27 protein-coding genes and 1 pseudogene are annotated in these 23,143 nt (G+C 62.9%); 9 read left to right on the top strand and 19 right to left on the bottom strand.

Annotation, left to right across the window (positions count from 1 at the left end; genetic code table 11):
- Positions 1–42: 42 nt before the first annotated feature.
- The 3 genes from DFK10_RS00545 to DFK10_RS00535 all read left to right on the top strand — a co-directional run bounded on the left by DFK10_RS00545 (position 43) and on the right by DFK10_RS00535 (position 2,657).
- On the top strand, positions 43–999 hold the full coding sequence (locus tag DFK10_RS00545) for a LysM peptidoglycan-binding domain-containing protein (RefSeq protein WP_146193213.1): 957 nt from the start codon (positions 43–45) through the stop codon (positions 997–999).
- Positions 1,000–1,163: 164 nt separating this feature from the next.
- Positions 1,164–1,799 (top strand): rhodanese-like domain-containing protein, encoded by a 636-nt coding sequence (locus DFK10_RS00540; protein ID WP_109385999.1) that lies wholly within the window; start codon positions 1,164–1,166, stop codon positions 1,797–1,799.
- Between the two features lie 21 nt (positions 1,800–1,820).
- Positions 1,821–2,657 carry a LysM peptidoglycan-binding domain-containing protein gene (locus DFK10_RS00535; protein WP_109385503.1) on the top strand — a complete coding sequence of 279 codons (837 nt, stop codon included), beginning with the start codon at positions 1,821–1,823 and terminating at the stop codon, positions 2,655–2,657.
- Positions 2,658–2,660: 3 nt separating this feature from the next.
- Here the strand turns inward: DFK10_RS00535 and DFK10_RS00530 are convergent, their stop codons facing one another.
- From DFK10_RS00530 to mbfA, 11 genes and pseudogenes are all read right to left on the bottom strand, one after another.
- Positions 2,661–3,449 (bottom strand): hypothetical protein, encoded by a 789-nt coding sequence (locus tag DFK10_RS00530; RefSeq protein ID WP_146193212.1) that lies wholly within the window; start codon positions 3,447–3,449, stop codon positions 2,661–2,663.
- A 66-nt stretch (positions 3,450–3,515) separates the two neighbouring features.
- A complete protein-coding gene (gene zapE, locus DFK10_RS00525) occupies positions 3,516–4,604 on the bottom strand; it encodes a cell division protein ZapE (RefSeq protein WP_109385499.1) in 1,089 nt (362 codons plus the stop codon).
- A 62-nt stretch (positions 4,605–4,666) separates the two neighbouring features.
- Positions 4,667–5,593 carry an alpha/beta fold hydrolase gene (locus DFK10_RS00520; protein ID WP_109385497.1) on the bottom strand — a complete coding sequence of 309 codons (927 nt, stop codon included), beginning with the start codon at positions 5,591–5,593 and terminating at the stop codon, positions 4,667–4,669.
- Position 5,594: 1 nt separating this feature from the next.
- Positions 5,595–6,503 (bottom strand): ornithine cyclodeaminase family protein, encoded by a 909-nt coding sequence (locus tag DFK10_RS00515; RefSeq protein WP_109385495.1) that lies wholly within the window; start codon positions 6,501–6,503, stop codon positions 5,595–5,597.
- Positions 6,500–7,120, bottom strand: a complete 621-nt coding sequence (locus DFK10_RS00510) for an HAD family hydrolase (RefSeq protein ID WP_109385493.1) — start codon at positions 7,118–7,120, stop codon at positions 6,500–6,502. Before DFK10_RS00510 ends, DFK10_RS00515 begins: the two co-directional genes overlap by 4 nt.
- Positions 7,121–7,177: 57 nt before the next feature.
- On the bottom strand, positions 7,178–8,140 hold the full coding sequence (locus tag DFK10_RS00505) for a DMT family transporter (protein ID WP_235866728.1): 963 nt from the start codon (positions 8,138–8,140) through the stop codon (positions 7,178–7,180).
- A 32-nt stretch (positions 8,141–8,172) separates the two neighbouring features.
- Complete coding sequence (locus DFK10_RS00500) at positions 8,173–8,619, bottom strand: YaiI/YqxD family protein (RefSeq protein WP_408005552.1); 447 nt, start codon at positions 8,617–8,619, stop codon at positions 8,173–8,175.
- Positions 8,616–9,443 (bottom strand): S-formylglutathione hydrolase, encoded by an 828-nt coding sequence (gene fghA / locus DFK10_RS00495; RefSeq protein ID WP_109385489.1) that lies wholly within the window; start codon positions 9,441–9,443, stop codon positions 8,616–8,618. The genes DFK10_RS00500 and fghA overlap by 4 nt, the downstream gene beginning before the upstream one ends.
- Complete coding sequence (locus DFK10_RS00490) at positions 9,443–10,135, bottom strand: nitroreductase family protein (protein ID WP_109385487.1); 693 nt, start codon at positions 10,133–10,135, stop codon at positions 9,443–9,445. The genes fghA and DFK10_RS00490 overlap by 1 nt, the downstream gene beginning before the upstream one ends.
- 53 nt (positions 10,136–10,188) lie before the next feature.
- Positions 10,189–10,296 (bottom strand): annotated as a pseudogene (locus tag DFK10_RS16590) (AEC family transporter); the annotation flags it as partial.
- 153 nt (positions 10,297–10,449) lie between these two features.
- Complete coding sequence (gene mbfA, locus DFK10_RS00480) at positions 10,450–11,427, bottom strand: iron exporter MbfA (RefSeq protein ID WP_109385485.1); 978 nt, start codon at positions 11,425–11,427, stop codon at positions 10,450–10,452.
- Between the two features lie 165 nt (positions 11,428–11,592).
- Here mbfA and DFK10_RS00475 point away from each other — a divergent pair, with 165 nt between their 5' ends.
- Positions 11,593–12,210: a TetR/AcrR family transcriptional regulator gene (locus tag DFK10_RS00475; protein ID WP_109385483.1), complete on the top strand. Its 618-nt coding sequence runs from the start codon at positions 11,593–11,595 to the stop codon at positions 12,208–12,210.
- 3 nt (positions 12,211–12,213) lie between these two features.
- Here the strand turns inward: DFK10_RS00475 and DFK10_RS00470 are convergent, their stop codons facing one another.
- Together DFK10_RS00470 and DFK10_RS00465 are read right to left on the bottom strand one after the other, a co-directional pair.
- The gene (locus tag DFK10_RS00470) at positions 12,214–12,906 is read right to left on the bottom strand and encodes an NYN domain-containing protein (protein WP_109385481.1); all 693 of its coding nucleotides are present in this window, start codon (positions 12,904–12,906) and stop codon (positions 12,214–12,216) included.
- Positions 12,907–12,926: 20 nt separating this feature from the next.
- A complete protein-coding gene (locus DFK10_RS00465; protein ID WP_109385479.1) occupies positions 12,927–14,039 on the bottom strand; it encodes an S-(hydroxymethyl)glutathione dehydrogenase/class III alcohol dehydrogenase in 1,113 nt (370 codons plus the stop codon).
- A gap of 99 nt (positions 14,040–14,138) precedes the next feature.
- Here DFK10_RS00465 and DFK10_RS00460 point away from each other — a divergent pair, with 99 nt between their 5' ends.
- Both DFK10_RS00460 and DFK10_RS00455 read left to right on the top strand, forming a co-directional pair.
- Positions 14,139–14,408, top strand: a complete 270-nt coding sequence (locus DFK10_RS00460; protein ID WP_109385477.1) for an I78 family peptidase inhibitor — start codon at positions 14,139–14,141, stop codon at positions 14,406–14,408.
- Positions 14,409–14,469: 61 nt separating this feature from the next.
- Positions 14,470–14,811 carry a DUF2794 domain-containing protein gene (locus DFK10_RS00455; RefSeq protein WP_109385475.1) on the top strand — a complete coding sequence of 114 codons (342 nt, stop codon included), beginning with the start codon at positions 14,470–14,472 and terminating at the stop codon, positions 14,809–14,811.
- Here the strand turns inward: DFK10_RS00455 and DFK10_RS00450 are convergent.
- Genes DFK10_RS00450 through DFK10_RS00440 form a run of 3 tightly spaced genes read right to left on the bottom strand, consistent with a single transcriptional unit; the run spans position 14,808 to position 17,448 of the window.
- Positions 14,808–15,632, bottom strand: coding sequence for a C40 family peptidase (locus DFK10_RS00450; protein ID WP_109385473.1), 825 nt, complete (start codon positions 15,630–15,632; stop codon positions 14,808–14,810). The genes DFK10_RS00455 and DFK10_RS00450 overlap by 4 nt on opposite strands.
- Positions 15,629–17,017 (bottom strand): leucyl aminopeptidase family protein, encoded by a 1,389-nt coding sequence (locus DFK10_RS00445; RefSeq protein WP_109385471.1) that lies wholly within the window; start codon positions 17,015–17,017, stop codon positions 15,629–15,631. Before DFK10_RS00445 ends, DFK10_RS00450 begins: the two co-directional genes overlap by 4 nt.
- Before the next feature lie 50 nt (positions 17,018–17,067).
- Entirely contained in the window at positions 17,068–17,448 is a 381-nt protein-coding gene (locus tag DFK10_RS00440; RefSeq protein WP_146193211.1) for a hypothetical protein, read from the bottom strand.
- A 164-nt stretch (positions 17,449–17,612) separates the two neighbouring features.
- On the opposite strand from DFK10_RS00440, the gene DFK10_RS00435 reads away from it, so the two are divergent.
- The 3 genes from DFK10_RS00435 to DFK10_RS00425 all read left to right on the top strand — a co-directional run bounded on the left by DFK10_RS00435 (position 17,613) and on the right by DFK10_RS00425 (position 19,621).
- On the top strand, positions 17,613–18,260 hold the full coding sequence (locus tag DFK10_RS00435) for a carbonic anhydrase (protein ID WP_109385467.1): 648 nt from the start codon (positions 17,613–17,615) through the stop codon (positions 18,258–18,260).
- A 70-nt stretch (positions 18,261–18,330) separates the two neighbouring features.
- A complete protein-coding gene (locus tag DFK10_RS00430; protein WP_109385465.1) occupies positions 18,331–19,308 on the top strand; it encodes a sodium-dependent bicarbonate transport family permease in 978 nt (325 codons plus the stop codon).
- A 1-nt stretch (position 19,309) separates the two neighbouring features.
- Entirely contained in the window at positions 19,310–19,621 is a 312-nt protein-coding gene (locus DFK10_RS00425) for a P-II family nitrogen regulator (protein WP_109385463.1), read from the top strand.
- A gap of 138 nt (positions 19,622–19,759) precedes the next feature.
- On the opposite strand, the gene DFK10_RS00420 is transcribed toward DFK10_RS00425, so the two are convergent.
- The 3 genes from DFK10_RS00420 to hemN form a co-directional block, all read right to left on the bottom strand.
- On the bottom strand, positions 19,760–20,152 hold the full coding sequence (locus DFK10_RS00420; protein WP_109385461.1) for a hypothetical protein: 393 nt from the start codon (positions 20,150–20,152) through the stop codon (positions 19,760–19,762).
- A gap of 502 nt (positions 20,153–20,654) precedes the next feature.
- Positions 20,655–21,677, bottom strand: a complete 1,023-nt coding sequence (locus DFK10_RS00415; protein WP_109385459.1) for an aspartate-semialdehyde dehydrogenase — start codon at positions 21,675–21,677, stop codon at positions 20,655–20,657.
- 67 nt (positions 21,678–21,744) lie between these two features.
- A complete protein-coding gene (gene hemN, locus DFK10_RS00410; RefSeq protein WP_109385457.1) occupies positions 21,745–23,100 on the bottom strand; it encodes an oxygen-independent coproporphyrinogen III oxidase in 1,356 nt (451 codons plus the stop codon).
- Positions 23,101–23,143 lie beyond the last annotated feature (43 nt).

Genomic DNA, 23,143 nt, shown 5'->3' with positions numbered 1-23,143 from the left:
AAAGGCCCAAGGCGGACCCGCGCAATTCGCGAGGTGTCCGTCGTGAACGAATTCAGTTATCGCCCCGCCCCCAAACGTCGCAGCATCCTGCCCCTCGTGGCAGTCGGCGCCGCGACTTTTGTCATCGGATCGGCCGGCGCGTTTTCCCTTGCCAGTTGGCAAGCCTCGCAGAAAGCCACAATCGCCGCTTTGGAAATGCGGGTTGAGATGATGCAGGACATGATCACGAGCCCGGATGCCGGCGTGACCCGCAACGCGACCCCGGATCTGACCGATGTCGCCGCCATCGCTTCGGAGGCCGTGCCGCAGGCAGAACTCACGCCAGTCGACCCGTCCGCGGCGAACCGCGAAGGGCTCGAAGATCGGATCGCCGCCGCCCGCGCCCTGGCGGGACGGATCAAGATGGAGCGCCTTGCAGGCGGCCAGGTCGTCAGCAGGCTCCAAGAGGAAGTGCTGGCCGGCAATTACAGCATCGAGGCCCAGTCGATCAGTGACAGCACGATCGGCGTCAACCTCAAGCCCGCCAATTACGAGAATACCGCCGGGCTCCTCGCCGATATCCTCGCGGCCTCAGCCGAGCGTGGTGATATCGAGGTGCCGGACTATATCGCCGTGTCGGAAACAGGCGAAGTCGACGCCAGAACCCTTCTGTTCGACCTCGTCCAACGCTCGTTGCAGGACGGGTCCGTTGAAGAAGCGGCCGCCGCCGAGCAGCTGAGCCTCCGCACGGTCGAAGCATTTCAGGCCATCGCCGACAGCGCGAATGGAGGCCTGAACGTTACGGGCAACGACGACGACAGCACAGCTGTCACCCAAGCTGGCTCTACATCGGACGGCCAGCTCTATACCGTAGAGAGCGGCGACAACCTCGCCTACCTGGCACTGCAATTCTATGGACGCACCGATGCCTACACGGTCATTTATGCCGCGAACCGGGATGTCCTTTCGAACCCTGACCGCATCCAGGTCGGGCAGACACTTTTCATTCCGGACGCCTGACGCGGAGGAGCGCGATCCGGGACATCGTTTGGCAGGGCGGGAGGACGGGCCCACGGGCTCGTCCTCTTGTATCCGGCCCCGCCATTCGCAATCCGCCGCACCGACCGGCGCATCGGGGCGGACATGAACCAGTCAGAGCAGGCGCCCGAGAAATGGAGTTGGCGATGAAAGCTTTGGGACTCGCGATGGTGCTGACAACCGCGATTGCGGGGATGGCCGTGGCTCAGGATGTCCGCATCACAACGTTCAGGGACAGCAGCACGTTCGTGCTGAACGGCAAAAGCTTTACCATCGACCGCATCCAGGACAGGGACAACGTCCTGACCGGAGAATTCGCACGAACATCACGGCAATGCCCGCCGTTCTGCATCCAGCCCATGATCGTGGCCGAAGGTGTCGCAACCGTAGGCGAGCTTGAGGTCATGGACTTCCTTGAAACGACTGCCTCGGGCGGACGCGGCCTGCTGATCGACAGCCGCCTTCCGGAATGGTTCGCCTCGGGCACGATTCCCGGCGCGGTCAACGTGCCCTTCATGACATTGGAGGCCGAAAACCGGTTTCGCGACGACATCCTCGTGGCCCTTGGCGCTCAACCACAAGAGGATGGCAGCCTCGACTTTGCCGAGGCCATGGACTTGATGCTGTTCTGCAATGGGCCCTGGTGCGGGCAGTCCCCACGCGCAATCGAAGCGCTGGTCGAGGCCGGATACCCGGCAGGCAAATTGTCCTACTACCGGGGCGGAATGCAGGCCTGGAGCCAACTCGGCCTGAGCGTCATGATACCCAGCACCGAAGGCTAGGCCCATTTCGAGGTTTCCAAGATGATCCGTACCGTTCTTGCCTTTTTCGCCTTCGCCCTGGTCGTATGCGCCCTGATCGTCTTCCGGCCCTTTTCCGAAAGTCAGGACATGGCCGCCACGGGCTCGGCGTCCGATGTCGAGGTCACGCGTGCAATCACCCCGGCTGAACCGGTGGTCGCCCCGGCCGCACAAGCCATACAGCCACAACCGCAAGCGCCTCGACCGCGCCGGCCCGAGACCAGCGATGTCTCGATGGATGACATGACCGCCTCCGTTCTGGCCGATTTGGGTTTCGAGACGGAAACACCCGAAGCCCCCAACGTCGAAGAGCAACAGATCGAGACGACTGCCGGCATATTGGCCTCGATCGAGAGCGTCACAGGCCAGCAGGTCGAACTTGCCCCGCGCCAGACACTTCGAACGCTTGTCGTGACCGCCTTGCGCGAAGGCCAGAGCGACGACTACATCGACGCGCTGGTGAACGAAGCCGCGGCCACCGGTCGCGTCACAGTGCCAGAAGTCATGGTGACCTCAGATGGACGTGTGGATACGGCAGTTCTTCTCGAAAACCTGGTGACCCATGCGATCATTGCCAGCGGTGGCAACGTGCCCGTTCCCGATGTCGATCCGACGACCAATCCCGGCGTCGAGGTCAGGGTGGTTCAGCGTGCGCAGGATGCCGTTCAAGCCCGTTTCTACACGGTGCAGACCGGCGACAGCCTCGGCGCGATCGCGGTCAAGTTCTACGGCCGTGTAGACCTGTTCGACCGCATCTTCGAAGCGAACCGCCAGACCTTGTCGAGCCCCGACCTGATCCGGACGGGGCAAAGACTTGTCATTCCGGCGCTGGACGCCTGAGCCCTATTCGAAGACTCCGGCCAGGTCGGACCCGCCTTCCTTGATGTCGATCAGCCGCGTGAACAACAAAAGCTGGAACAGCGCCATCAGGCCGTAGGACACCGCGGCGACGATCGCTGTCAGCAGCGTGCCGACCAGGCTGAACTGTGCCAGAGTCGATGGGTGGGCCATCAGGCCATAGCCCGCGACAAGGCCGCTGATGACGGACAGGACATAGACCACCAGAAGGACCAGGATTCCCGCCCCGATGATGGGCCAGCGATACCCCTGGGTCAGTTGGGCGGACCGGCCCATGGCGCCGAAGCCGCGGCCCTCGACCAGGAGTGCGGGCAGGTAGACCGACCAGTAGGCCGCCAACCACAAGCCCGGCACGATCAACAGCACGAACCCGACCATGACACCCAGGTAGACCAGAATGGACACCACCAGGAGCGGCACGATCATGGTCAGGGTGCGGCTGACATAGTTGCCCACCTGCATGGCCCGGCCCTGCAGCACGTCCGCCGCCGCAAGCAGGATGAAGGCCTGCACCAGGATACCCAGGATCGTCGGCACGAAGATCATCATGAAATAGTCGAGGCTGAAGATCGCCATGGGATCGTTCGGATTGGCCATGAACGACGCGAAATAGCGCGTCGAGAACCAGGACGCGAGTATGTTCACGAACAATGCCGGGATGATCGCGATCAGGAAAAGACGGCCGAAGTTCTGGAAATAGGTCCGGAACGTGGCCCCCACGAGGCGCCCGGCGCCGAGCTTCTGGGGGGGTGCGAAATCGGGAGTATCAGACACGGGGATCACCTTTATCAAGAACGCTTTCGGCGCACCTTAGGCCGAGGCCACGTCGCGGCGCAACGCTCATTCCGAGACCGGCGTCCCGTCTCCCCATCCCGCGCCCTGCATTTCCCGCAAACGGCTGGCCGTGCGCTCGAATTCGAACACCCCTTCGCCTTCGACATACAGCATTTCGGGCTGGGCGGCGGCGGAACATATCAGGTGGACCTTCGCTTCGTAGAGCGCATCCACGAGGGTCACGAACCGCTTGGCCTCGTTGAAATTCGACCGGCTCAAGCGCGGGATATCCTCCAGGATCAGGACCCGTGCGACCTCGGCCAGGGCCAGGTAGTCCGCCGCGCCCAGCGCCCGGCCACAGAGATCGTGGAACTTCGCCCGGGCCACGCCGTTGTAAAAGCCCGGGATGTGCAGGTCATGCCCCTTGACGCGCAGCAGCATGGGCTCGGCATTGCCGCCGGTGAACTCCTCCCAGATCGCCTTGATCCGCGCCCGCGCGGTCGCATCGGCCGGCGTGAAATAGGACGGCGATCCAGCCAGCACCGTCTGACGGTAATCCGTGTCGCTGACCAGCTCCCAGACCTTTAGCTTGTCCTTCATCAGGTCGATGAAGGGCAGGAAAAGCTGGCGGTTCAGGCCATCGCGGTACAAGTCATCAGGCGGCCGGTTCGACGTGGTCACGACCGTGACGCCAGCGGCGAAAAGCGCTTCGAACAGCCGGCCCACGATCATCGCATCGGTGATGTCGGTGATTTGCATCTCGTCGAAGGCGAGGAAACGGACCTCGGCCGCCAGCGCATCGGCCACGGGCTTGATCGCGTCATCGACGCCCTTCGCGCGGGCCTTGGCGATCTCTTCATGGACCCATTGCATGAAAGCGTGGAAATGGGCCCGTCGCTTGGGTGCCTCGACCAACTCGACCAGCAAGTCCATCAACATGGACTTTCCGCGCCCGACCCCGCCCCACATGTAAAGGCCCTTTGGCGGCTCGACCGGCTGTGGCTTGCGGAACAGGCTCTTTTTGGGTGGATCGGGCGGGTTCTCAAGCGCAAGGCGCACGCGTTCCAGCTCGTCCAGAACGGCCTCTTGCGCTGCATCGTGGTGCAGCTCTCCAGCCTCTACGCGGGCGAAATATGCGTCCTGAACCCGTCCCATACCGCCTGATACCCCGGCATCTGGCAGTTGAAAAGCGCCGGCTTGGACCCGCTCGACCGGGCTCAGGACACTTCGCGCAGGATATCCGCGAGCACACCCACGACCTCGTCGGAATGGGTATAGGGCATTTGATGGCCGGCCCCTTGGACGACCTCCTGCCGCACCGAGCGGTTCCATTGGGTCAGCATGCCGAGCGACGACAGCGGAATGACCTGGTCCTTCTCGCCCCAGATCCCGACAACGGGCACACCCTCTCGGCCCAGCAGGCGGTGTTCGTCCTCCTGCACCTCGTCCAGCATGTGACGACGGCTGGACAGGACCGAGCGCAGGAATCCCCGGCCGGAATACTCCGATAGTTGCAGCTCGATGATGCCCTTAACGTCGAAGTTCTGTCCGAGCTGACGGTGTAGCATGCGCCTTTCGCGTCGCTGGGCGATCACCGCATGGACCCAATCCCCGATGAAAGGGGTCACGCGGCAGAATTCGGTCAGACGATCCTCGCGCAGCCGCATGCCAGCGGGCGCCAGCAGGATCAGCCGCTTCATCCGGCCCGGGTGGGCAGCGGCAAAGGCCGTCGCGATGGCCCCACCCATGGAATAGCCCAGAAGCGTCAGATCATCTTCCAGCTCCTGGTGGGCCAAAAGGTCCCGCAGCTGGCGCATAAAGAATTCTCGATCCTGAGGCCCTTCTGGCGCGTCCGAATAGCCTCGGCCATACAGGTCATAGACCAGAACCCTGTATCCCAGGCGCGCCAAGCCGCGCGCGATGGCGTAAAAGACAGGGCTGGGCGTCGTCAGCCCGTGCACCGCCACCAGAACCGGCCCGCGCACGGGACCGAGCCATTGGTAGTGGGTCACCCCTTGGGACAGCTTTGCGAAACGCCCCGGCGCGGCATCGCGCATCTGTTCGGCAGGAACCCTGCGCGCCTCGGCCTGTTGGGGCAGCGTCGCGATCACCGCGACAAGAACCGTCAAAATGACCCAACCCATTTCAGCCTTGCCACTTCTCCAGGATGTAGCGGCTTGTCATCAGGTCCAGATGCGCCCCGCCGCCATTCTTGAACAGGGTGATCTCGTCCGGGCTGTGCCGGGTGAAGGCAGGCAGGTCATAGTAGTCAGCCACCACGTGATCGCGGGTGATCGCACCGGTTTCCAACGGTATGCGCAATTCCCCGATGTGACCCAGCGTAGTGTCATAGCTGTCCACGAAGATACGCGCGCGCTGCAGGGCGGTATCGTCTGCCTCACGCATATCGGGACGATAGGCGCCGATAAGGTCTACGTGTTGACCGGGCTTGAGCCAATCGCCCTGCAATAGCGGTTCTGTGCTCATCGTGGCCGAGGTGATGATATCGGCCTGCGACACGGCCTCTTGCAGATCGTCGGCCAGCTGAACGCCGGGGCAGTCCTGCGCGAAACGCGCCGCGCCCTCGGGCGACCGGTTCCAGACGGTGAACTCGGCCCCCGGAAAGGCCGCGCCGTAAGCCTGCCAAAGCGACCGGCCAACGGTGCCGGCCCCCACGATCAGGATCTTGCGGCTGTCGGGGCGGGCCAGGCGACGGGCGGCCAGCAGACTGTCACCGGCGGTCTTCCACTTGGTGACGAGGTGGAAATCAAGGATCGCCTCCAGCTCTCCGCCCGCATCGGCAAAGAGCATGACCGCACCGTTGATCATCGGACGCCCGGCCGCCGGATTGCCGGGAAAGACCGTGGCGCATTTCACCGCGATCCCCATCCCGTCGATCCAGGCCGACCGGTTCAGCAGCGTGTCCGGATCGCGATAAAGGAACACGTCATCGACCGAACCTTTCGGGCGCTCGTGTCCCGCCGCGAGCGCGTCCGTCAGGCCAAGCCAGTCCAACCCGGCCTCTCCGTCCTCGAAAGGTATCATCGTTGTCATACCAGGGCCTCCCGTGCGATCAGTCCTTCGGACATCAGCCTGTCCGCCCAGCCATCGGACCCTTCGAACAAGTGTACCTTCCAGCCCCGCGCGCGGGCCGCCTCGATATTGTCGGCCCGGTCATCGGTGAACAAAAGGTTTTCCGGCGACAGGCCACAATCCTCTTCCACCATCCGGTAGATTTGCGGGTCCGGCTTGATCACACCCATGTGGCCGCTGATGTAGCGTCGGTCGAATTCTTCGAGGAACGGGTAATTGTCGCGGCCGATCTCGAAGGTCTCGATACCGAAATTGGACAGGGCGAAGACCGGCACACCGGCGCGGCGCAACGCCCGCAGGGTATTGACCGAAGCGTCTATGGCAGGTGCCGCCATGTCGATCCAACGGTCATGCCACATTTGCACTTCCTCGGACCAGTCAGGGTTGGCCGCCGCCACCTCGGCGACGACGGCGGGGAAGTTCTCCCCCCGGTCCACCCGATCATTCATCCCGTGCAGGTCAATCGCGTCGAAAAAGGCCGTGCGCCGCTCGGGGCCGATCACGCGATCATAGAACCGTTCCGGCTGCCACTCGATCAGCACGTTGCCGATGTCGAAAATCACAGCTTCGATCTTCATGGGGGCTCCTGTTTGGCTTGTTCGCACCCTAGAGCCGCGACCGCGCCTCCGAAAGCCCTAACGGCGATAACGCGGTGTGGGCTGGACCTCGGTCGCGGGCGAGCGGTTCTCGCGCCAGATGATGAACAACCCGGCGGCAAGGATCAGGATGATCCCCGCAAGGGCCACGCCATCGGGCCAGTCGGAAAAGACCAGAACACCCCAAAGAATCGAAAGCGGCAGCGCGATGTATTCGAAGGGCGCGACGATGGCGGCCTCGGAATTCCGATAGGCGTAGGAAATGAAAAAGCCTCCAAGCGCACTGGTTACACCGACCGTGATCAGGATCGGCAGGTCCGAGACGGGCGGCCAGGACCAGGCGCGGAACATGAACGCGATCGAGGGGTCGGAACTGCCCGCGAATTTGCCATCACCGAAGGCAAGCCCGAATCCGGCCGAAACCATGATGAAGGTCAACTGAATGTAGAAAGACATCGCCGCCGCGCTTTCGGTTCGTCCGATATAGCGTGTCAGCATGTGCAGCGCGGCATATCCCACGGCCGCGACCATCGGCAGCAACGCGGCCAACCGGAACGCATCGGTCCCGGGGCGAAGCACAACCACGACACCCACCAGCCCGACAGCAATCGCAGCCCAGCGCCAAGGCCCTACCGTTTCTCGCAGGAAGATCACGGAGAAGACGGTGATGATCAGGGGGCTGACGAAGAAAATCGCAACGCCCTCGGCCAGGGGCAGCGACGCCAGCCCCAGGAAGAAGGTCAGATTGGCGAAGACGACGCAGCCCCCGCGCAGGAAATGCATCCCCAGCCGCCGGGTGCGCAATGCGCCAAGGCCGCCGGTCAACGGCACCACGACGCATAGCAGGAACACGATGCCGATCATGGATCGGATCAGGACGATCTGGTGCAGCGCATAGCCATCCGACAGGAACTTGATCGCCATATCGTTGACCGAAAAGCAGAAAACGGCGATCAAGGCGCTGAGCGCCCCACGCAGCGCTGGGGACATATCGGTAAGCATGCCCCGTTGCTGACAGGTTGCGCCGAGAACTGCTAGCGAATTTGCGACATTCGCAACTGCCGTTCCAATGCGTCCAGAAAACGCGATCGGTCCGCCTTGGTGAATCCTTTTCCGCCCCCCTGCCGGAACGGGTCCGCCGCCCGCAAATCGGTCATCAGGTCACGCGTGGCCAGTGCCTGCCCGACATTGCGCGCCGTCAAGGCCTCGCCATTGGGTTTGAGCACCAGCGCGCCCGCCTCGACGCAACGCGCTGCCAGCGGGATGTCCCCGGTCACCACCACATCGCCCGGTCCGCAGCGGTCCGCGATCCACTTGTCGGCCTCGTCTGGCCCGTCGGGCACAAAGACCGTTTCAACCAATGGATTGGCCGAAGGCCGCAACCCGCCATTGGCGACGATGGTGACAGGATGACGGTGCCGCGTGGCGACTCGCTCGACCTCGGCCTTCACCGGGCAGGCATCACCGTCGACGTAGATCACGCCCAGAGCGCCTCGGCATGGAAGGCGATGTGGTCTTCCATGAAGCTGGAGACGAAGAAATAGCTGTGGTCATAGCCCTCTTGCAGGCGCAGTTGTCCGGGCTGCCGCCGCGCCGCCATGGCATCGGCCAGGGCGTCGATGCGTAGCAAGTCCCAGAAATTGTCCTTGGTGCCCACATCGACCAGCAGCGGTCCATCGAAGCCGGTGTCGCGCATCAACAGGCTGGCATCATGGGCCCGCCCTGCCTCAACCCCGCCAAGATAGGCCTCGAATTGCTTGCGGCCCCAATCGCTTTGGGTCGGGTGACAGATCGGCGAAAAAGCCGACACCGACCGGAATCGGCCCGGCAGGGACATGGCAAGGGTCAGCGCCCCATGACCGCCCATGGAATGACCGGTGATTGCCTGCCGGTCGGGGTCGATGGCAAAGCCGTTGTCGAGGATGCGCGGGAGTTCCTCGGACAGGTAGTCCCACATCCGGAAATGCGGCGCCCAGGGCTTTTCGGTAGCGTTCACGTAGAACCCCGCACCTTGTCCGAGATCGTATTCCGGGTCGTCTGCGACGTCCTCGCCCCGGGGCGACGTATCGGGGAAACAGATGGCGATGCCATGCTCCGCGGCCCATGCCTGCGCCCCGGCCTTTGTCATGGCGTTCTCATGCGTGCAGGTCAGGCCGGACAGATACCATAGAATCGGCACCGGACCTTCCTCGGCCTCTGGCGGCAGAAACAGGCCGAATGTCATGTCACAGCCACAGGAGTCCGAACGGTGACGATGGACGCCCTGAACGCCCCCGAAACAGCGGTTCTCGGAAAGTGTCTCCATCAGCTTTTTCCTTCGTATGTGGTTAGGATCTGATCCAGCGGTTTCTTCTTCTTGGCGACGGCCGGAACGGTGGCGTTCTCGGCCGGATGGCCGACGGCCAGGATCATGATCGGTTTCTCGTTCTCGGGTCGGTCGCACAGGTCGTTGAGGAACTTCATCGGGTTCGGTGTGTGGGTCAGGCAGGACAGGCCCGCGTTGTGCAGCGCGGTGATCAGCATGCCCGTGGCGATACCGACGCTTTCGGGCACGTAATAGTGCTTGATCCGCCGCCCGTCCCGATACCCCCAGCGCTGGGCAAAAACGACGATGAGCCAGGGCGCGATATCCAGATGCGGCTTGGAGGCATCCGTGCCGATGGGTTCCAACGCGGCGAGCCACTCATCGCCGCCGCCGCCATCGTAGAATTTCTCCTCTTCGGCCTCGGCAGCAAGTCGGATCTTGTGCTTCATCGCGGGGTCGGAAATGGCGACGAAATGCCAAGGCTGCTGGTTCGCCCCGCTGGGCGCAGTGCCCGCGGCCGCCACGCATTTCTCGATCACCTCGCGCGGGACCGGGCGGTCGGAATAATCGCGAATGGAATGGCGGGTTCTGACCAGAGCGAGGAAGTCCTGCGCCTTGTCCAGCATTTCGGAATCCGGAAAGCTCCGCCGGTCAGGCAACGGCAAGGCCTCGTAGATGGGTTTTTCGGCCATGGCTCCTCCTAGCCGGTGACAGGGGCAATCACGCCCGGAACGGTCAACACGCTTTATGCGGTCAAGATCAGGATCGAGGCCGACAAGCAAGGCGGCGCAGCCCCGTAATGCCGCGTCAGAATGTAGACATTTCCGGCCACGGGCAAGGTGGCGATCGCGACCCGTTTTTCGGATTTGCTGACGCGAGCGACCGCCGCGCTATTGCCCGAGCGCGATCAGTGCAAAGAGGCATGGATCCGGAGGAAAACGCCCACCTGGCAGAGGTGTGATCCAGCGTCGTTCCGCGAGACCATACGCAAGGGACAGAGCCTCGGCTAACCCGAACCGATCAATGCCCCGGCAGCGAAGACCAGCGCGCCGCCCAGAACCACCTGGAATGTGGCCCGCAGGAACGGGGTTTCCATGAAACGATTCTGGATCCAGACGATCGCCCAAAGCTCCACGAAGACGACGATGATGGCGGTGATCGTCGCGGTCCAGAAATCCGGAATCAGATAGGGCAGCGCGTGGCCCAACCCGCCGACGGTTGTCATCACGCCGCTGGCCAATCCGCGCTTGAAAGGCGAACCCCGCCCCGAGATCTGCCCATCATCCGAGGCGGCCTCGGTAAAGCCCATGGAAATGCCCGCCCCGACCGAAGCGGCCAGGCCCACAAGGAAGGTTGTCCAGGTGTCCTGCGTCGCAAAGGCGGTGGCGAAGATTGGGGCCAGCGTCGAAACCGATCCGTCCATGAGGCCGGCCAGGCCCGGCTGCACCCATGTAAGGACGAAGCGGCGATGCGCCTCGGCATCCTCGTCGCTACGGGCCTCGTCGCCCAAATGTTCCTTTTCAAGATCATCGGCGGTGTCGGCATGGCCGGCTTCGGCGGCGGCCAGATCCCCAAGCAACTTGCGCGTCGCCGCATCTGTCGTCGCAGCGGCAGCAGCTTCGTAGAACCGTTGCGCGTCGCGCTCCATGATATGTGCTTCTTCGCGAATGCGTTCCAGGCCAAGGTTTTCGACCAGCCAGACCGGCCGGCGCGCATAGAACCCGGCCACGTGTTCCCGCCGGATCAGCGGAATGGTCGGGCCGAAGCGCGCCTCGTACAGGTCGATCAGCCGACGGCGATGCTCGTCCTCTTCCTCGGCCATCCCATCGAAAACAGCGGCCGAAGCGGGAAATTCCTCTCGCAGCATCTCGGCATAGCTGCGGTAGATGCGGGCATCATCCTCTTCAGAGGAAATCGCGAGGGCGAGGATCTCTTGCTCGCTGAGATCCTTGAAACGGCGTCGTGATGAAACTCCTGGTATCATTTTCAGGACTCCAAATTAGAATTATTCTAATATGACGCAATCCTATTGGATTTCAAGCCCAATCATGAGCTCGACAGGTCATGTTCCGCCCGGGCTTCCCCCTTACGCAGCGGCTTTCTTGCCGCAACTGAACCGAGCGGTTTATACTCTTGAACAGGAGGAGCCATGGCCGACGGCGATATCGAGATCAAGAAGGGTCGCAAATTCGACCAGGTGCTGGATGGTGCCCGTCAGGTCTTCATGGCCAATGGGTTCGAGGCGGCCTCGGTCGATGAGATCGCCCGTGCGGCTGGCGTGTCGAAAGCCACCCTCTATAGCTACTTCCCCGACAAGCGCCTGCTGTTCGCCGAAGTCGCCCGGATCGAAAGCGAACGGCAAGCCCAGATGTCGCTCGACGAAATCGATCTCGACGGACCGCCCGAGGATGTTCTCTATCACGCCGGGAAAAGCCTGATGACCTTCCTGACTTCGCGTTTCGGGCAACAGGTGGTCGGCCTTTGTTTTTCCGAAGCGCATCGCTTTCCCGAGCTGGGCTGCATGTTCTATGACTCGGGACCGGGCTTGGTGCGGAGCCATTTCTGCCAGTATCTCGCCTGTGCCAGCCAATCGGGCAAGCTGAACGTCGACGACCCGCTTCTTGCCGCCGACCAGTTCGCCGAATTGTGCAAGGCGCGCATCTTCACCCGTATGACCTGCGGCGTTCAGACGGAGTTCGACGCGGACGAACTGGAATTGATCCTGCGCGGTGCGGTCAAGATGTTCATGGCCCGCTACGGCCCGTGACCCCTAATCCTTGCGCCGCACTTCCATGTGGTTGCCAGCCCCGCGTCGCAGTTCGAACAGCTTGAGCGGCCCAACCAGGTCGCTGAGCTTCTTCTTGCCGTAGGTGCGCGGGTCGAAGTCGGGGTTTTCCGCGACCAGCTTCTGCCCGATCGCGCCAAGACCCACCCAGTCGCCCTCTTGATCCACCGCATCCATGGCGCGACGTATCAATGGCAGGGCCTCCGTCGGCTTGCGCTTGCCCGATTGCGGCGCATCCTCGTCGGCTATGTTCTCGATCAGGACAAAGCGGTTGCAGGTGTTGCGCAGGCTGTCCGGGGTCTTGGCCTCGCCGATGCCGATCACCGACAGGCCCTGTTCGCGGATGCGGCTGGCCAGCGCCGTGAAATCGCTGTCGGAACTGACCAGCACGAAGCCATCGAAGCGACCCGAGTGCAGGATGTCCATGGCATCGATGACCAACCCGATATCGGTCGCGTTCTTGCCCGTGGTGTTCGAGGGCAATTGCCGCTGCACAAGACCCAGCTCGGCAGCGGTCTTTTTCCAGCCCGACAGGTGGCCACTGGACCAGTCCCCATAAACGCGGCGCAAAGCCGGTTCGCCGAACTGGGTGATTTCCTTCAGAACCGCCTCGGCATGTCTCGACGAAACGTTGTCGGCGTCGATCAACACGGCAAAGAGGCGGTTCTGATCCGGCATGGCGTCGCTTTCGGCTAAGGTCAGTAGACCACGACCGACCGGATCGATTCCCCGGCATGCATCAGGTCGAAGCCCTTGTTGATATCCTCCAGCCCCATCGTGTGGGTGATCATCGGGTCGATCTCGATCTTGCCCTGCATGTACCAGTCCACGATCTTGGGCACATCCGTTCTGCCCCGCGCACCGCCAAAGGCGGTTCCGCGCCATACCCGGCCGGTGACCAGCTGGAAGGGGCGGGTCGAAATCTCGGCACCGGCGGGCGCAACACCGATGATCACGCTTTCGCCCCATCCCTTGTGTGCCGATTCCAGCGCCGCGCGCATCACGTCCACATTGCCCGTGGCATCAAACGTGTAGTCACCGCCACCACCGGTCAGGTCCACGAGGTAGGGCACCAGATCGCCCTCGACCTCAGCCGGGTTGACGAAATCGGTCATGCCGAACCGTTCGGCCATGGCCCGCTTTTCGGGGTTCAGGTCCACGCCGACGATCTGGTCGGCACCGGCCAGACGCAGCCCCTGTATCACGTTGAGGCCGATGCCGCCCAAGCCGAAAACGATCGCGCGGGCGCCGATCTCGACCTTGGCGGTGTTGATGACAGCCCCGATGCCGGTGGTCACGCCGCAGCCGATATAGCAGATCTTGTCGAAGGGGGCGTCCTCGCGCACCTTGGCAAGCGCGATCTCGGGCAGAACCGTATGATTGGAAAAGGTTGAACAGCCCATGTAATGCAGGATCGGGTCGCCATCGAGGGTCGAAAACCGGCTGGTCCCATCGGGCATCAAGCCTTGGCCTTGGGTGCTGCGGATCGCCTGACAAAGGTTGGTCTTGCCGCTCAGGCAATATTCGCATTCCCGGCATTCGGGGGTGTAAAGCGGGATAACGTGATCGCCGGGCTTGAGGCTTTTGACGCCTTCGCCGACCTCAAGCACCACGCCCGCGCCCTCATGGCCCAGGATCGCCGGGAAAAGACCCTCGGGGTCGGCACCCGACAGGGTGAATTCATCCGTGTGGCAGATGCCGGTGGCCTTGATCTCGACCAGGACTTCGCCCGCACGCGGGCCGTCCAGGTTCACATCCATAATCTCAAGCGGTTTGCCGGCAGCGGTGGCAACGGCGGCACGGGTGCGCATGGTCTTTCCTCCCTCGTGTTTGATCTGACCCTGTGGCAAGCCGCGCCGTGTTTCAAGCGCCGGTGTTGCTTTCGGGCGGCAAAATGCGACTATGACGGCATGCGCGTCTTCGTTTGTCTTCTGTTCCTTGGTCTGCTGACAGCATGCAGTCAACCGGACCCCGCCGTCGCGCCCGATCAGGACAGCTGCGGCGCAGCCTCGCAAGGCGCATTGCTCGGCCAGGATGCCACCGCGCTTGAGCGTGTTCTGATCATGCGGCCGGTGCGGGTCATCCGGCCGGGCATGGCCGTGACCATGGATTTTCGCCCCGACCGGATCAACTTCGAAATATCCGAGCAGAACCGCATCACGCGGGTCTATTGCGGCTGACAGGGTCGGCTTTTCGATCTGCGGACTTGAAAAACCGGTGCTTTGCAGCAAGTCTGGAAAAATGAATGCGCAGCCGCCCACCCCTTTGCAGGTCCGCGAAAGCCAGAAAGTGGCATTTCACCGCACTGAACTGAACATCATCCTGTCGCTTTACGGGCGGATGGTTGCTGCCGGCGAATGGCGCGACTACGGCATGTCCTTTCTCAAGGACGTCGCCGTCTTCTCGGTCTTTCGCCGCACCGCCGAGGTGCCGATCTACCGGATCGAGAAACGCCCCAAGATGCGCCTGCGCCAGGGCCAGTATTGCGTGATCGGGATGGAGGGTCAGATCCTGAAGCGCGGGGATGACCTCAAAACCGTTCTACGCGTGCTTGAACGCAAACTGATCCGGTCCGTCGACTAGAGCCGTCTGCGGCTGGTCACGGCACCGCCTTCCTGTGCCTCGATGCGGATTATCGCAGCTTGGGCGGGCTCGTATGCCACGGCCATGTGGTGCGCATTGGCATGGATCAGTGTCTCCGGGTCCACGGCCATCGCGACATGCCCCTTCCAGAACAGCAGGTCGCCGCGCTGAAGGGGCGTTTCGGGCGCAAGAGCCGTTCCGACCGCCGCCTCCTGCATGTCACTGTCCCCCGGGCAGTCGATGCCGCAAGCCAGAAGCGCCACCTGCGCAAGGCCCGAGCAATCAATGCCCAGGGTCGAGTTTCCACCCCAGAGGTAGGGCACACCGAAATGCGCCTGCGCAACGGTCGCCGGGTCGGTGAATGGCCGGTCTAGCGGGCGCAGGTGCTTTTTGGGGATGAAGCCTTCGGACGTCTCGAAGTGGTTCTTCAGTTCTGCCGTGACCGTAACCCGTGCGAAGAAACCCAACCGCATCAGGTCAGGCGATTTGAAATCCGGTGCGGCATAGAGATGCGTCGCCGGGGTCGCCACGAAATGGGTCGACGTGCTGGCGGGGCCCAGCGCATGGCTGGCCATGTAGCCCACATAGCCGTCGCAGGCCCGCTGGACGAAGCTCCAGCCCCCCCGGTTCTCGAAAACGGTCACGGCCTCGCCGAATTGCACCTGCCGGTCGCGGACGCCATCGGGTGCGTCGCGCAGATCGGCGCAGGGCACGACAACGCTCTGAACGTTGCCATCAACGAAACGGTCGGCCGTCACTTGTCCTTTCAGCCATGCCGCCGCGACGCGGCCATTGGCGGGTGTCGTTCGCCTGTCGCTCATAGGTCGAGCGCCTTCGGCAGAGCCTGCAGCAAGGCCCGCGCACCTTGCCCCACGCCACCCTTTGGTCGGGCGGGGGACGGGCTAGGCTGCCAACCATAGACATCGAAATGCGTATAGGGGGCAGCCTCGACGAAGCGGCGCAGGAACAGCGCGGCAGTGATCGCGCCGGCGAAACCACCCTTGGGCGCGTTGTCCAGATCGGCGATACCCGGCTCGATCATCGCCTCGTAGGCGTCATGGAACGGCAGACGCCAGACTGGGTCGGCCACTTCGCCCGCTGCTTGCGCGAGGGTCGTTGCAAGGGTTTCATCGGTCGAGAAGAACGGCGCGATATCGGGGCCAACGGCCACGCGGGCAGCGCCGGTCAACGTGGCGAAGGATACGATGTGATCGGGGTTTTCCTCGTCCGCCAACGCCAGGGCATCCGCCAGCACCAGGCGCCCCTCGGCATCGGTGTTGTTGATTTCGACGGTCAGTCCCTTGCGGCTATGCAGGATGTCGCCCGGGCGGAAAGCATCCCCGGCCACGGCATTTTCCACCGCCGGGATCAGAACCCTCAATTGCACGTCCATCTCGAGGGCCATGATCATATGGGCAAGACCCAGTACCGTGGCCGCCCCGCCCATATCCTTTTTCATCAGGGCCATGGACGCACCCGGTTTCAGGTTCAGCCCCCCGGTATCGAAGATCACGCCCTTGCCAACGAGCGTCAGCTTCGGACCAGTCGCGCCCCAACGCAGATCGATCAGGCGCGGTGCCCGCCGTGCCGCACGGCCGACCGTGTGGATCAACGGCAGGTTCTTTTCCAGTAACGCCTCGCCCTCGGTCACCGCGACGCGTGCGCCATGGGTCTGAGCCAGTGCGATGGCCGCCTCCGCCAGCTCCTGCGGCCCCATGTCATTGGCAGGTGTATTGATAAGGTCGCGGGTCAGGGCCTCGCCGGTGGCAATCGCCTCTATCCGGGCACGGTCCACGCCCGCTGGCGCGGTGAAACGTGGCAGGTCCTCGCCCGTGGCGCGATACCGGTCAAAGCGGTACCCCGCCAGCAGCAACGCCAGCGCGGCCTCGTCCAGATCGGCGCCCTCCAGCGTGGTTTCCAGATGGTAGCCGCCCGCAGGAAGACCCTGCACCGCTTCGGCCAGGCCAAAGCGTTTGCGCCGCCGCTGCTCGGGCGTGCCCAAACCGGCAAAGACCCGGACGAGCCTCCCTGCGTCGTCAGAGATCAACTGACGGTCGCCGATGGCGCCGGTGAAGCCCGTGGCGCGCAACCAGGCGGCCTGTGCCGACGGCAGGGTATCGAGCACGTCCTCCAATTCTTCGGCGCGCAGGGCCTGGACGGGAACGGTGGCGTGGTCAGACGACAGGAATTTCACGGGCGGCCTCATTTCTGGGTGTTTACCTCCAGCCTAGCCCATGCAAGCGCCGCTGCAACCGGTCACGAGAGGGGGCGCGTGAGGCCGATTTCGTCAAGACTGGCTGTCAGGAGACGCATCAGGCGCGACAGCGTGGCCGCAAGGGCGGGTTCATCCCCTGCCATGTGGCAGTAATGGGCATCGGCCCCGACCCGCGCCACGTGGCGCATACCGATCCGTTCCGCCAGCCCGACGATGGCCCGCAGTCTTTTTTCCAATCGTTCGCCTTCGGCAAGCCGGTAATCATCCTCCAGCCGTCGCAGGTGGCGGCCAAGGTCCGTGAGGCAGGCCTCGAGGAGGTCTTCGGCCCGCATCAGGCCTTCGCTGGTGGTCCTTTCGCTCGATACCGGCAGGCATTTATCGTGTTGCCCCGCCTCTCGCGGAACCAGTCTTACTATCTGCATGTCCCCATTCCGCCCGGTGCCCGGACGGCCGTTGTTAATCACCACTCGAACGATCCTGCGGGAAAACAGTTGCCAAGGCGGAAACGCGCGCCGCATTTTTCCTCTCGAAATTGGATAGAAATGCGCCTATTGCGGACCAACGGAACAAGGACGCAGGTCACGCCATGCTCAGCGCCAGCCCTCTCCCGGATTATCTGGTCAATCGCTATTACGGCTGGAAGGCCACGACATATGCCAAGAACGAATCCTGGTATCAGCACCTGGCCGAGATGGGCCAGCATCCACGGGCGATGGTGGTGTCCTGCTGCGACAGCCGGGTCCACGTCTCTTCGATCTTCGGGGCAGACCAGGGGGAGTTCTTCATTCATCGCAATGTGGCCAATCTTGTTCCGCCCTACACCCCCGATGGCGAAACTCATGGCACATCGGCTTCGGTAGAATATGCCGTAACGGTTTTGAAGGTGGCGCATCTGATCGTGCTGGGGCACTCCAACTGCGGCGGCGTCAAGGGATGCTACGACATGTGTTCGGGCGACGCCCCGGACCTGTCACGGTCGTCGAGCTTCGTCGGGCGCTGGATGGAATTGCTGCGCAGCCGGTTCGATGCCTTGCCCGAGGGGTCGGAAGACAGCCGCCTGCGAGAACTGGAACACCAGGCGGTTCTGACCTCTCTACGCAATCTGGTGACTTTTCCCTTCGTGCGCGAGGCGATGGAGGCTGGCCGCCTAACGCTGCATGGCCTTTGGAACGATATCGGCGCCGGCAGCCTGTCCTGCTACGACCCCCAGACCCGGGAATTCTCCCCGATCTAGGGCAATTCAGCTTGCCCCCAAGTCAATTCGACCCTAAGCACCGCGGAATTGCGACAATTCGGGGTGCCAGATGGCCGACATCCTTTCTCTTGCCGCCGACAACCTGCTGTCTCCCGTCATCCTGTCTTTCATTCTCGGGGTCGCGGCCGCGCTGGGCCGGTCCGACCTTTCGGTTCCGGAAGCGGCTGCCAAGGGGATGTCGATCTACCTGCTGTTCGCTATCGGGTTCAAAGGCGGGGCCAGCGTCGCCGACCACGGGGTCGATGGCACACTGATCGCGACGATCGGGGCGGGGCTGGTGCTGTCCGCTGGACTGCCGCTTGTCGCGTTCAACCTGCTACGCATAATGACGAAGATGTCGCGGGTCGATGCCGCTGCCGTGGCCGGGCATTACGGCTCGATCTCGATTGTGACCTTCGTGGCGGCGACATCGGTCCTTCAGGGCCGGGGCATTTCCTCGGAGGGGTACATGGTCGCTGTCGCCGCGGTGATGGAGGCCCCGGCGATCCTGTCGGCGCTTTGGTTGATCTCGACCGGCGGATCAGATCGACGCATGGACGGCACCTTGTTGCGTGAGATCCTGCTGAACGGGTCCATCGTGCTTCTGGTCGGCGCCTTTTTCATCGGCCTGGCCACAGGCCAGGATGGGTTGGCAAGCATTTCCAGTTTCATCGTCGCGCCCTTTACGGGCGTCCTGTGCCTGTTTCTGCTGGATATGGGGCTGGTGGCAGGGCGTGGTTTGCGCGATGTGCGCGGAAGCCTCGGATACGGGGCAGTGGCGTTCGGCATCATGATGCCGGTGATCGGCAGCCTGGCGGGCCTGGCCGCGGCGCTGCTGATCGGGCTCAGCACCGGCGGGTCGGTCCTGCTGATGGTGCTATCGGCCTCGGCCAGCTATATCGCAGTGCCCGCGGCGATGCGCGTCGCCCTGCCCGAGGCGAACCCGTCGATCTACCTGACCCTCTCGCTGGGCATCACCTTCCCCTTCAACCTGACGGTCGGTATCCCGCTTTACGTGACGCTGGCCCAGCTCGCCACCGGAGGCTGACATGAAGACCCACAAGGCAAAACGCGTCGTCATCACCATCGAAGCGATCATGCAGAAGCGCCTGACCGACGCGCTCGAAAGCGCGGGCGTGACGGGCTATTCCATCCTGGACGTGATCGGTGGATCGGGCCGGTCCGGCCCTTGGACGTCCGAGGGTCAGATCAGCCGCGCGAGCGGTATGGTCCAGGTGATCTGCATCATCCGCGAGGAACGTCTCGATACCCTGATCGACGCGGCATTCGACGTTGTGGACAAGCATATCGGCGTTGTGACGATCACGGATGTGGAGGTGCTTCGGGCGGAGCGGTTCTGAACCCGGCCCTTCAAGGCCCTTGCCAAATGCCACGCCTGGGGCAGAATTGTCGTCACGGCGCGAGTGTGCCCAAAAACGGCGTCAATCGTCGGCAATACCGCTTCGCCACTGAAAAGCCCAAAGCAGAACCGAGGATTTTCAAGTGGACGACACCAAGGTTTCCCGCCGTGGGGCCATGGCCAAAATCGCCGGGCTGGCGACCGCCGGATATTTCGCCCCGACCATGAGCGTCATGGCCGGCGGCCATTCGGATGCATCCTCTTCCTCGTCCGCGTCCTCGACTTCGTCGGTGTCCTCGGCTTCTTCTGCGGCCAGCGAACCCAGCATGTCGGAAGCCAGCGTTTCGGACGCCTCTGACTGGAGCGCGCCTTCGATCGCCTCGACCGGCAACTCGGCCGTTGATGATGCCGCCGATTCCTGTGCCGACTCGAGCACCAGCCAGGAGTCTTTCGAGCAGTGCCTGTCCGACGCCGGCTTGCAAATCGCGAACTGAACATCCTGATCGGCGCGGATGGGGGCACGCGATATCACCTTCGAGGGCCTGTCGGCCCCCGTGCGCACGGTCAATTGTGACGGACTGATCGAGGATATGGCCAGCTACGTGCCCTGCTGGCCATTTTCCGTTTCTGACATGGGTCCGACCGACGCTTGCGCCACGCTGGCCTTCAACGGCTCGGCGTGGATGATCCAGTCGCCGCATACCAAGGCACCCCGGGTTCACAAGACCGAGGTCAACGCGGCATGCGATCTGCTGAGCATCCTGGCCTCGGCGATGATCGCGCAAGAGCCGGGGCTTTTGTGTTTCCATGCGGCCGCGCTTGAAACTGATGACGGCCTCGTGCTGTTTCCAGCGGTGCGCCGGTCCGGAAAATCGACGCTTGCCGCGATACTCATGGCACGTGGGGCAAAGCTTTTCACCGACGACTATCTACCGGTTCAAGGGTCCGGGAAGCCTGACCCGCCATCGCCAGAACCACAGCGCCCGGCCCCATTGCGGGACCGGGCGCCAATCCAGACCTGGGCGATTTGGCCGTCAGCCCTTCTTGAGCACGCGCGCACCCAGGGTTTCGGCGATCTGGACCGCGTTGAGGGCAGCGCCCTTGCGCAGGTTGTCACTGACACACCAGAAATTCAGGCCATTCTCGATAGTGCTGTCCTGGCGGATCCGGCTGATGAAGGTGGCGAAATCGCCGACACATTCGACAGGCGTGACATAGCCGCCGTCTTCGCGCTTATCGATCACCATGATCCCCGGCGCTTCGCGCAGGATGTCACGGGCTTCGTCCTCGTCCAGGAAATCCTCGGTCTCGATGTTGATCGCCTCGGAATGGCCGACGAAGACCGGCACGCGCACACAGGTTGCTGTGACCTTGATCGAGGGGTCGACGATCTTCTTGGTTTCGGCGACCATCTTCCACTCTTCCTTGGTGGACCCGTCATCAAGGAAGACGTCGATATGCGGGATCACGTTGAAGGCGATCTGCTTGGGGTAGACGGACGGCTCGACCTCCTGGCCGGGCACGTAGACACCCTTGGTCTGGTTCCAAAGCTCGTCGATGGCATCCTTGCCCGAGCCGGAAACCGACTGGTAGGTGCTGACGACCACGCGCTTGATCTTCGCGCGGTCATGCAGGGGCTTGAGTGCCACCACCATCTGCGCGGTCGAGCAATTGGGATTGGCGATGATGTTCTTCTTGGCATAGCCCTCGACCGCCTCTGGGTTCACTTCCGGAACCACGAGCGGCACGTCAGGATCGTAGCGGTAGAGCGAAGAGTTATCGATCACGATGCAGCCCGCCTCGGCCACCTTCGGCGCGTATTTCTTTGTCGCGTCCGAGCCGATCGCGAACAGCGCGATGTCCCAACCGGTAAAATCGAACTGGTCGAGGTCCTTGGTGGTCAGGGTTTCATCGCCATAGCTGACTTCGGTCCCCAGCGACCGGCGGCTGGCCAGCGCGACCACCTCATCGGCTGGGAACTGGCGCTCGGCCAGAATGTTGAGCATTTCCCGGCCCACGTTGCCCGTGGCACCGACGACGGCGACTTTGTAGCCCATTGGCTTTGGCTCCCGATTTGAAATCGTCCGCCTGATAACGCTGCAGGGCAGAAATTGGAAGGGCCAGTCAAAGCGCGCGGGAATGGCGGCCTTCGGGCATCGCGTATTGGTCAAGCTCTGCTGCCACCAGCCGCGCGACAAGGCGGGCATTCTCGGTCAGCCGGATTCGGTTGCCGCGCTCTTCGACATGGTCGGGGAAGTCGCGCGGAATGTGCAGAACGCGTTCGCGCAGCTCCACAACGGGTATGCCGTGACGTGCCGACAGCTCGTCGAGGTCCAGCTCGAATCGGCACATCAGCATCTCGATCATGTCGGACCGCAGCAGATCCTCTGGGCTCATGGCATGACCACGCACCGTGGCGGGCCGCCCTTCGGCGATGGCGGTGGCATAACGCGACGAAGTCGAATGGTTCTGAGCGAACCCTTGCGGATACCGGGAAATGGCCGAGGCCCCCAACCCGATCAGCAGGTCCGAGTCGTCCACGGTATAGCCCTGGAAATTGCGCCGCAGCGTGTTGCTCCGGTCGGCCTCGGCCATGCTGTCGCCTTCACGGGCATAATGGTCGATGCCGATCTCGCGGTAGCCGTCCCAAACGAAAAGGCGGCGGGCGGTATCGAACAAGTGCAGGCGTTCTTCGGCATTGGGCAGGGCATCAGACGGGATCATGACCTGCCGCTTGGCCATCCACGGCACGTGGGCATAGCCGTAAAGGGCCACGCGGTCCGGAGCCAGCGACAGGACCTTCTGCACGCTGTCGGCCATGCGGCCCTTGTCCTGGTGTGGCAGGCCATAAAGGATATCCATGTTCAGGCTGTTAACCCCGGAGTCGCGCAGCATTTCGACAACATCGCGGGTTTGCTCAAAGCTCTGGATGCGGCCAATGCATTCCTGCACTGAGGGGTCGAAATCCTGCACGCCGATCGACGCGCGGTTCATCCCGATTTCCTGCAAGGCCTCGATCCGGGGCTTGTCGACTTCGGTCGGGTCGATCTCTACCGAAAACTCGCAATCCTCGGCCCAAGGCCGGAACGCGGCAATATCGCGGCCAAGGTCGCGAATCATTTCCGGAGGCAGAAGTGTCGGCGTCCCGCCGCCAAGGTGCACATGGCTCAGCACCACGTCCTTCGGCAGGTTGGCATCGACGATCGCCATTTCCGCGCGCAACTGGTCCAGGTAGGGAATCAGTGGCCTGTCAGTGCTGGTGCCCTGGGTCCGGCAGGCACAGAACCAGCACAGGCGACGGCAATAGGGGATATGCAGGTATAGCGACACCCGTGCGCCGGACGGGACAGCCTGCAACCAGTGCGCAACGGTGTTCGGGCCGACATTCTCGCCAAAGTGGTTGGCCGGCGGGTAGCTGGTATAGCGCGGGGCCCTCGCGTCAAAGAGTCCCAAACGGCGCAATCGCTCGATAGATGACATTGCTTATCCTTGATGAGTCACGTTAGTCTGGAACCGTTCACCA

Origin of the sequence: Salibaculum griseiflavum (assembly GCF_003129565.1) — a bacterium.
Classification (GTDB): domain Bacteria; phylum Pseudomonadota; class Alphaproteobacteria; order Rhodobacterales; family Rhodobacteraceae; genus Salibaculum; species Salibaculum griseiflavum.
Note: the sequence above shows the minus strand (reverse complement) of the source record. Positions and strands in the feature narration are given on the sequence as shown.

Coding starts and splice junctions, on each gene's coding strand:
- DFK10_RS00455 (WP_109385475.1), top strand. CDS start 14,470: ATGAATGCGCAGCCGCCCACCCCTTTGCAGGTCCGCGAAAGCCAGAAA.
- DFK10_RS00540 (WP_109385999.1), top strand. CDS start 1,164: ATGAAAGCTTTGGGACTCGCGATGGTGCTGACAACCGCGATTGCGGGG.
- DFK10_RS00445 (WP_109385471.1), bottom strand. CDS start 17,017: ATGAGGCCGCCCGTGAAATTCCTGTCGTCTGACCACGCCACCGTTCCC.
- DFK10_RS00465 (WP_109385479.1), bottom strand. CDS start 14,039: ATGCGCACCCGTGCCGCCGTTGCCACCGCTGCCGGCAAACCGCTTGAG.
- DFK10_RS00440 (WP_146193211.1), bottom strand. CDS start 17,448: ATGCAGATAGTAAGACTGGTTCCGCGAGAGGCGGGGCAACACGATAAA.
- zapE (WP_109385499.1), bottom strand. CDS start 4,604: ATGGGACGGGTTCAGGACGCATATTTCGCCCGCGTAGAGGCTGGAGAG.
- DFK10_RS00425 (WP_109385463.1), top strand. CDS start 19,310: ATGAAGACCCACAAGGCAAAACGCGTCGTCATCACCATCGAAGCGATC.
- DFK10_RS00535 (WP_109385503.1), top strand. CDS start 1,821: ATGATCCGTACCGTTCTTGCCTTTTTCGCCTTCGCCCTGGTCGTATGC.
- DFK10_RS00475 (WP_109385483.1), top strand. CDS start 11,593: ATGGCCGACGGCGATATCGAGATCAAGAAGGGTCGCAAATTCGACCAG.
- DFK10_RS00470 (WP_109385481.1), bottom strand. CDS start 12,906: ATGCCGGATCAGAACCGCCTCTTTGCCGTGTTGATCGACGCCGACAAC.
- DFK10_RS00515 (WP_109385495.1), bottom strand. CDS start 6,503: ATGACAACGATGATACCTTTCGAGGACGGAGAGGCCGGGTTGGACTGG.
- fghA (WP_109385489.1), bottom strand. CDS start 9,443: ATGGAGACACTTTCCGAGAACCGCTGTTTCGGGGGCGTTCAGGGCGTC.
- DFK10_RS00450 (WP_109385473.1), bottom strand. CDS start 15,632: ATGAGCGACAGGCGAACGACACCCGCCAATGGCCGCGTCGCGGCGGCA.
- hemN (WP_109385457.1), bottom strand. CDS start 23,100: ATGTCATCTATCGAGCGATTGCGCCGTTTGGGACTCTTTGACGCGAGG.
- DFK10_RS00460 (WP_109385477.1), top strand. CDS start 14,139: ATGCGCGTCTTCGTTTGTCTTCTGTTCCTTGGTCTGCTGACAGCATGC.
- DFK10_RS00490 (WP_109385487.1), bottom strand. CDS start 10,135: ATGGCCGAAAAACCCATCTACGAGGCCTTGCCGTTGCCTGACCGGCGG.
- mbfA (WP_109385485.1), bottom strand. CDS start 11,427: ATGATACCAGGAGTTTCATCACGACGCCGTTTCAAGGATCTCAGCGAG.
- DFK10_RS00430 (WP_109385465.1), top strand. CDS start 18,331: ATGGCCGACATCCTTTCTCTTGCCGCCGACAACCTGCTGTCTCCCGTC.
- DFK10_RS00435 (WP_109385467.1), top strand. CDS start 17,613: ATGCTCAGCGCCAGCCCTCTCCCGGATTATCTGGTCAATCGCTATTAC.
- DFK10_RS00505 (WP_235866728.1), bottom strand. CDS start 8,140: ATGCTTACCGATATGTCCCCAGCGCTGCGTGGGGCGCTCAGCGCCTTG.
- DFK10_RS00415 (WP_109385459.1), bottom strand. CDS start 21,677: ATGGGCTACAAAGTCGCCGTCGTCGGTGCCACGGGCAACGTGGGCCGG.
- DFK10_RS00520 (WP_109385497.1), bottom strand. CDS start 5,593: ATGGGTTGGGTCATTTTGACGGTTCTTGTCGCGGTGATCGCGACGCTG.
- DFK10_RS00510 (WP_109385493.1), bottom strand. CDS start 7,120: ATGAAGATCGAAGCTGTGATTTTCGACATCGGCAACGTGCTGATCGAG.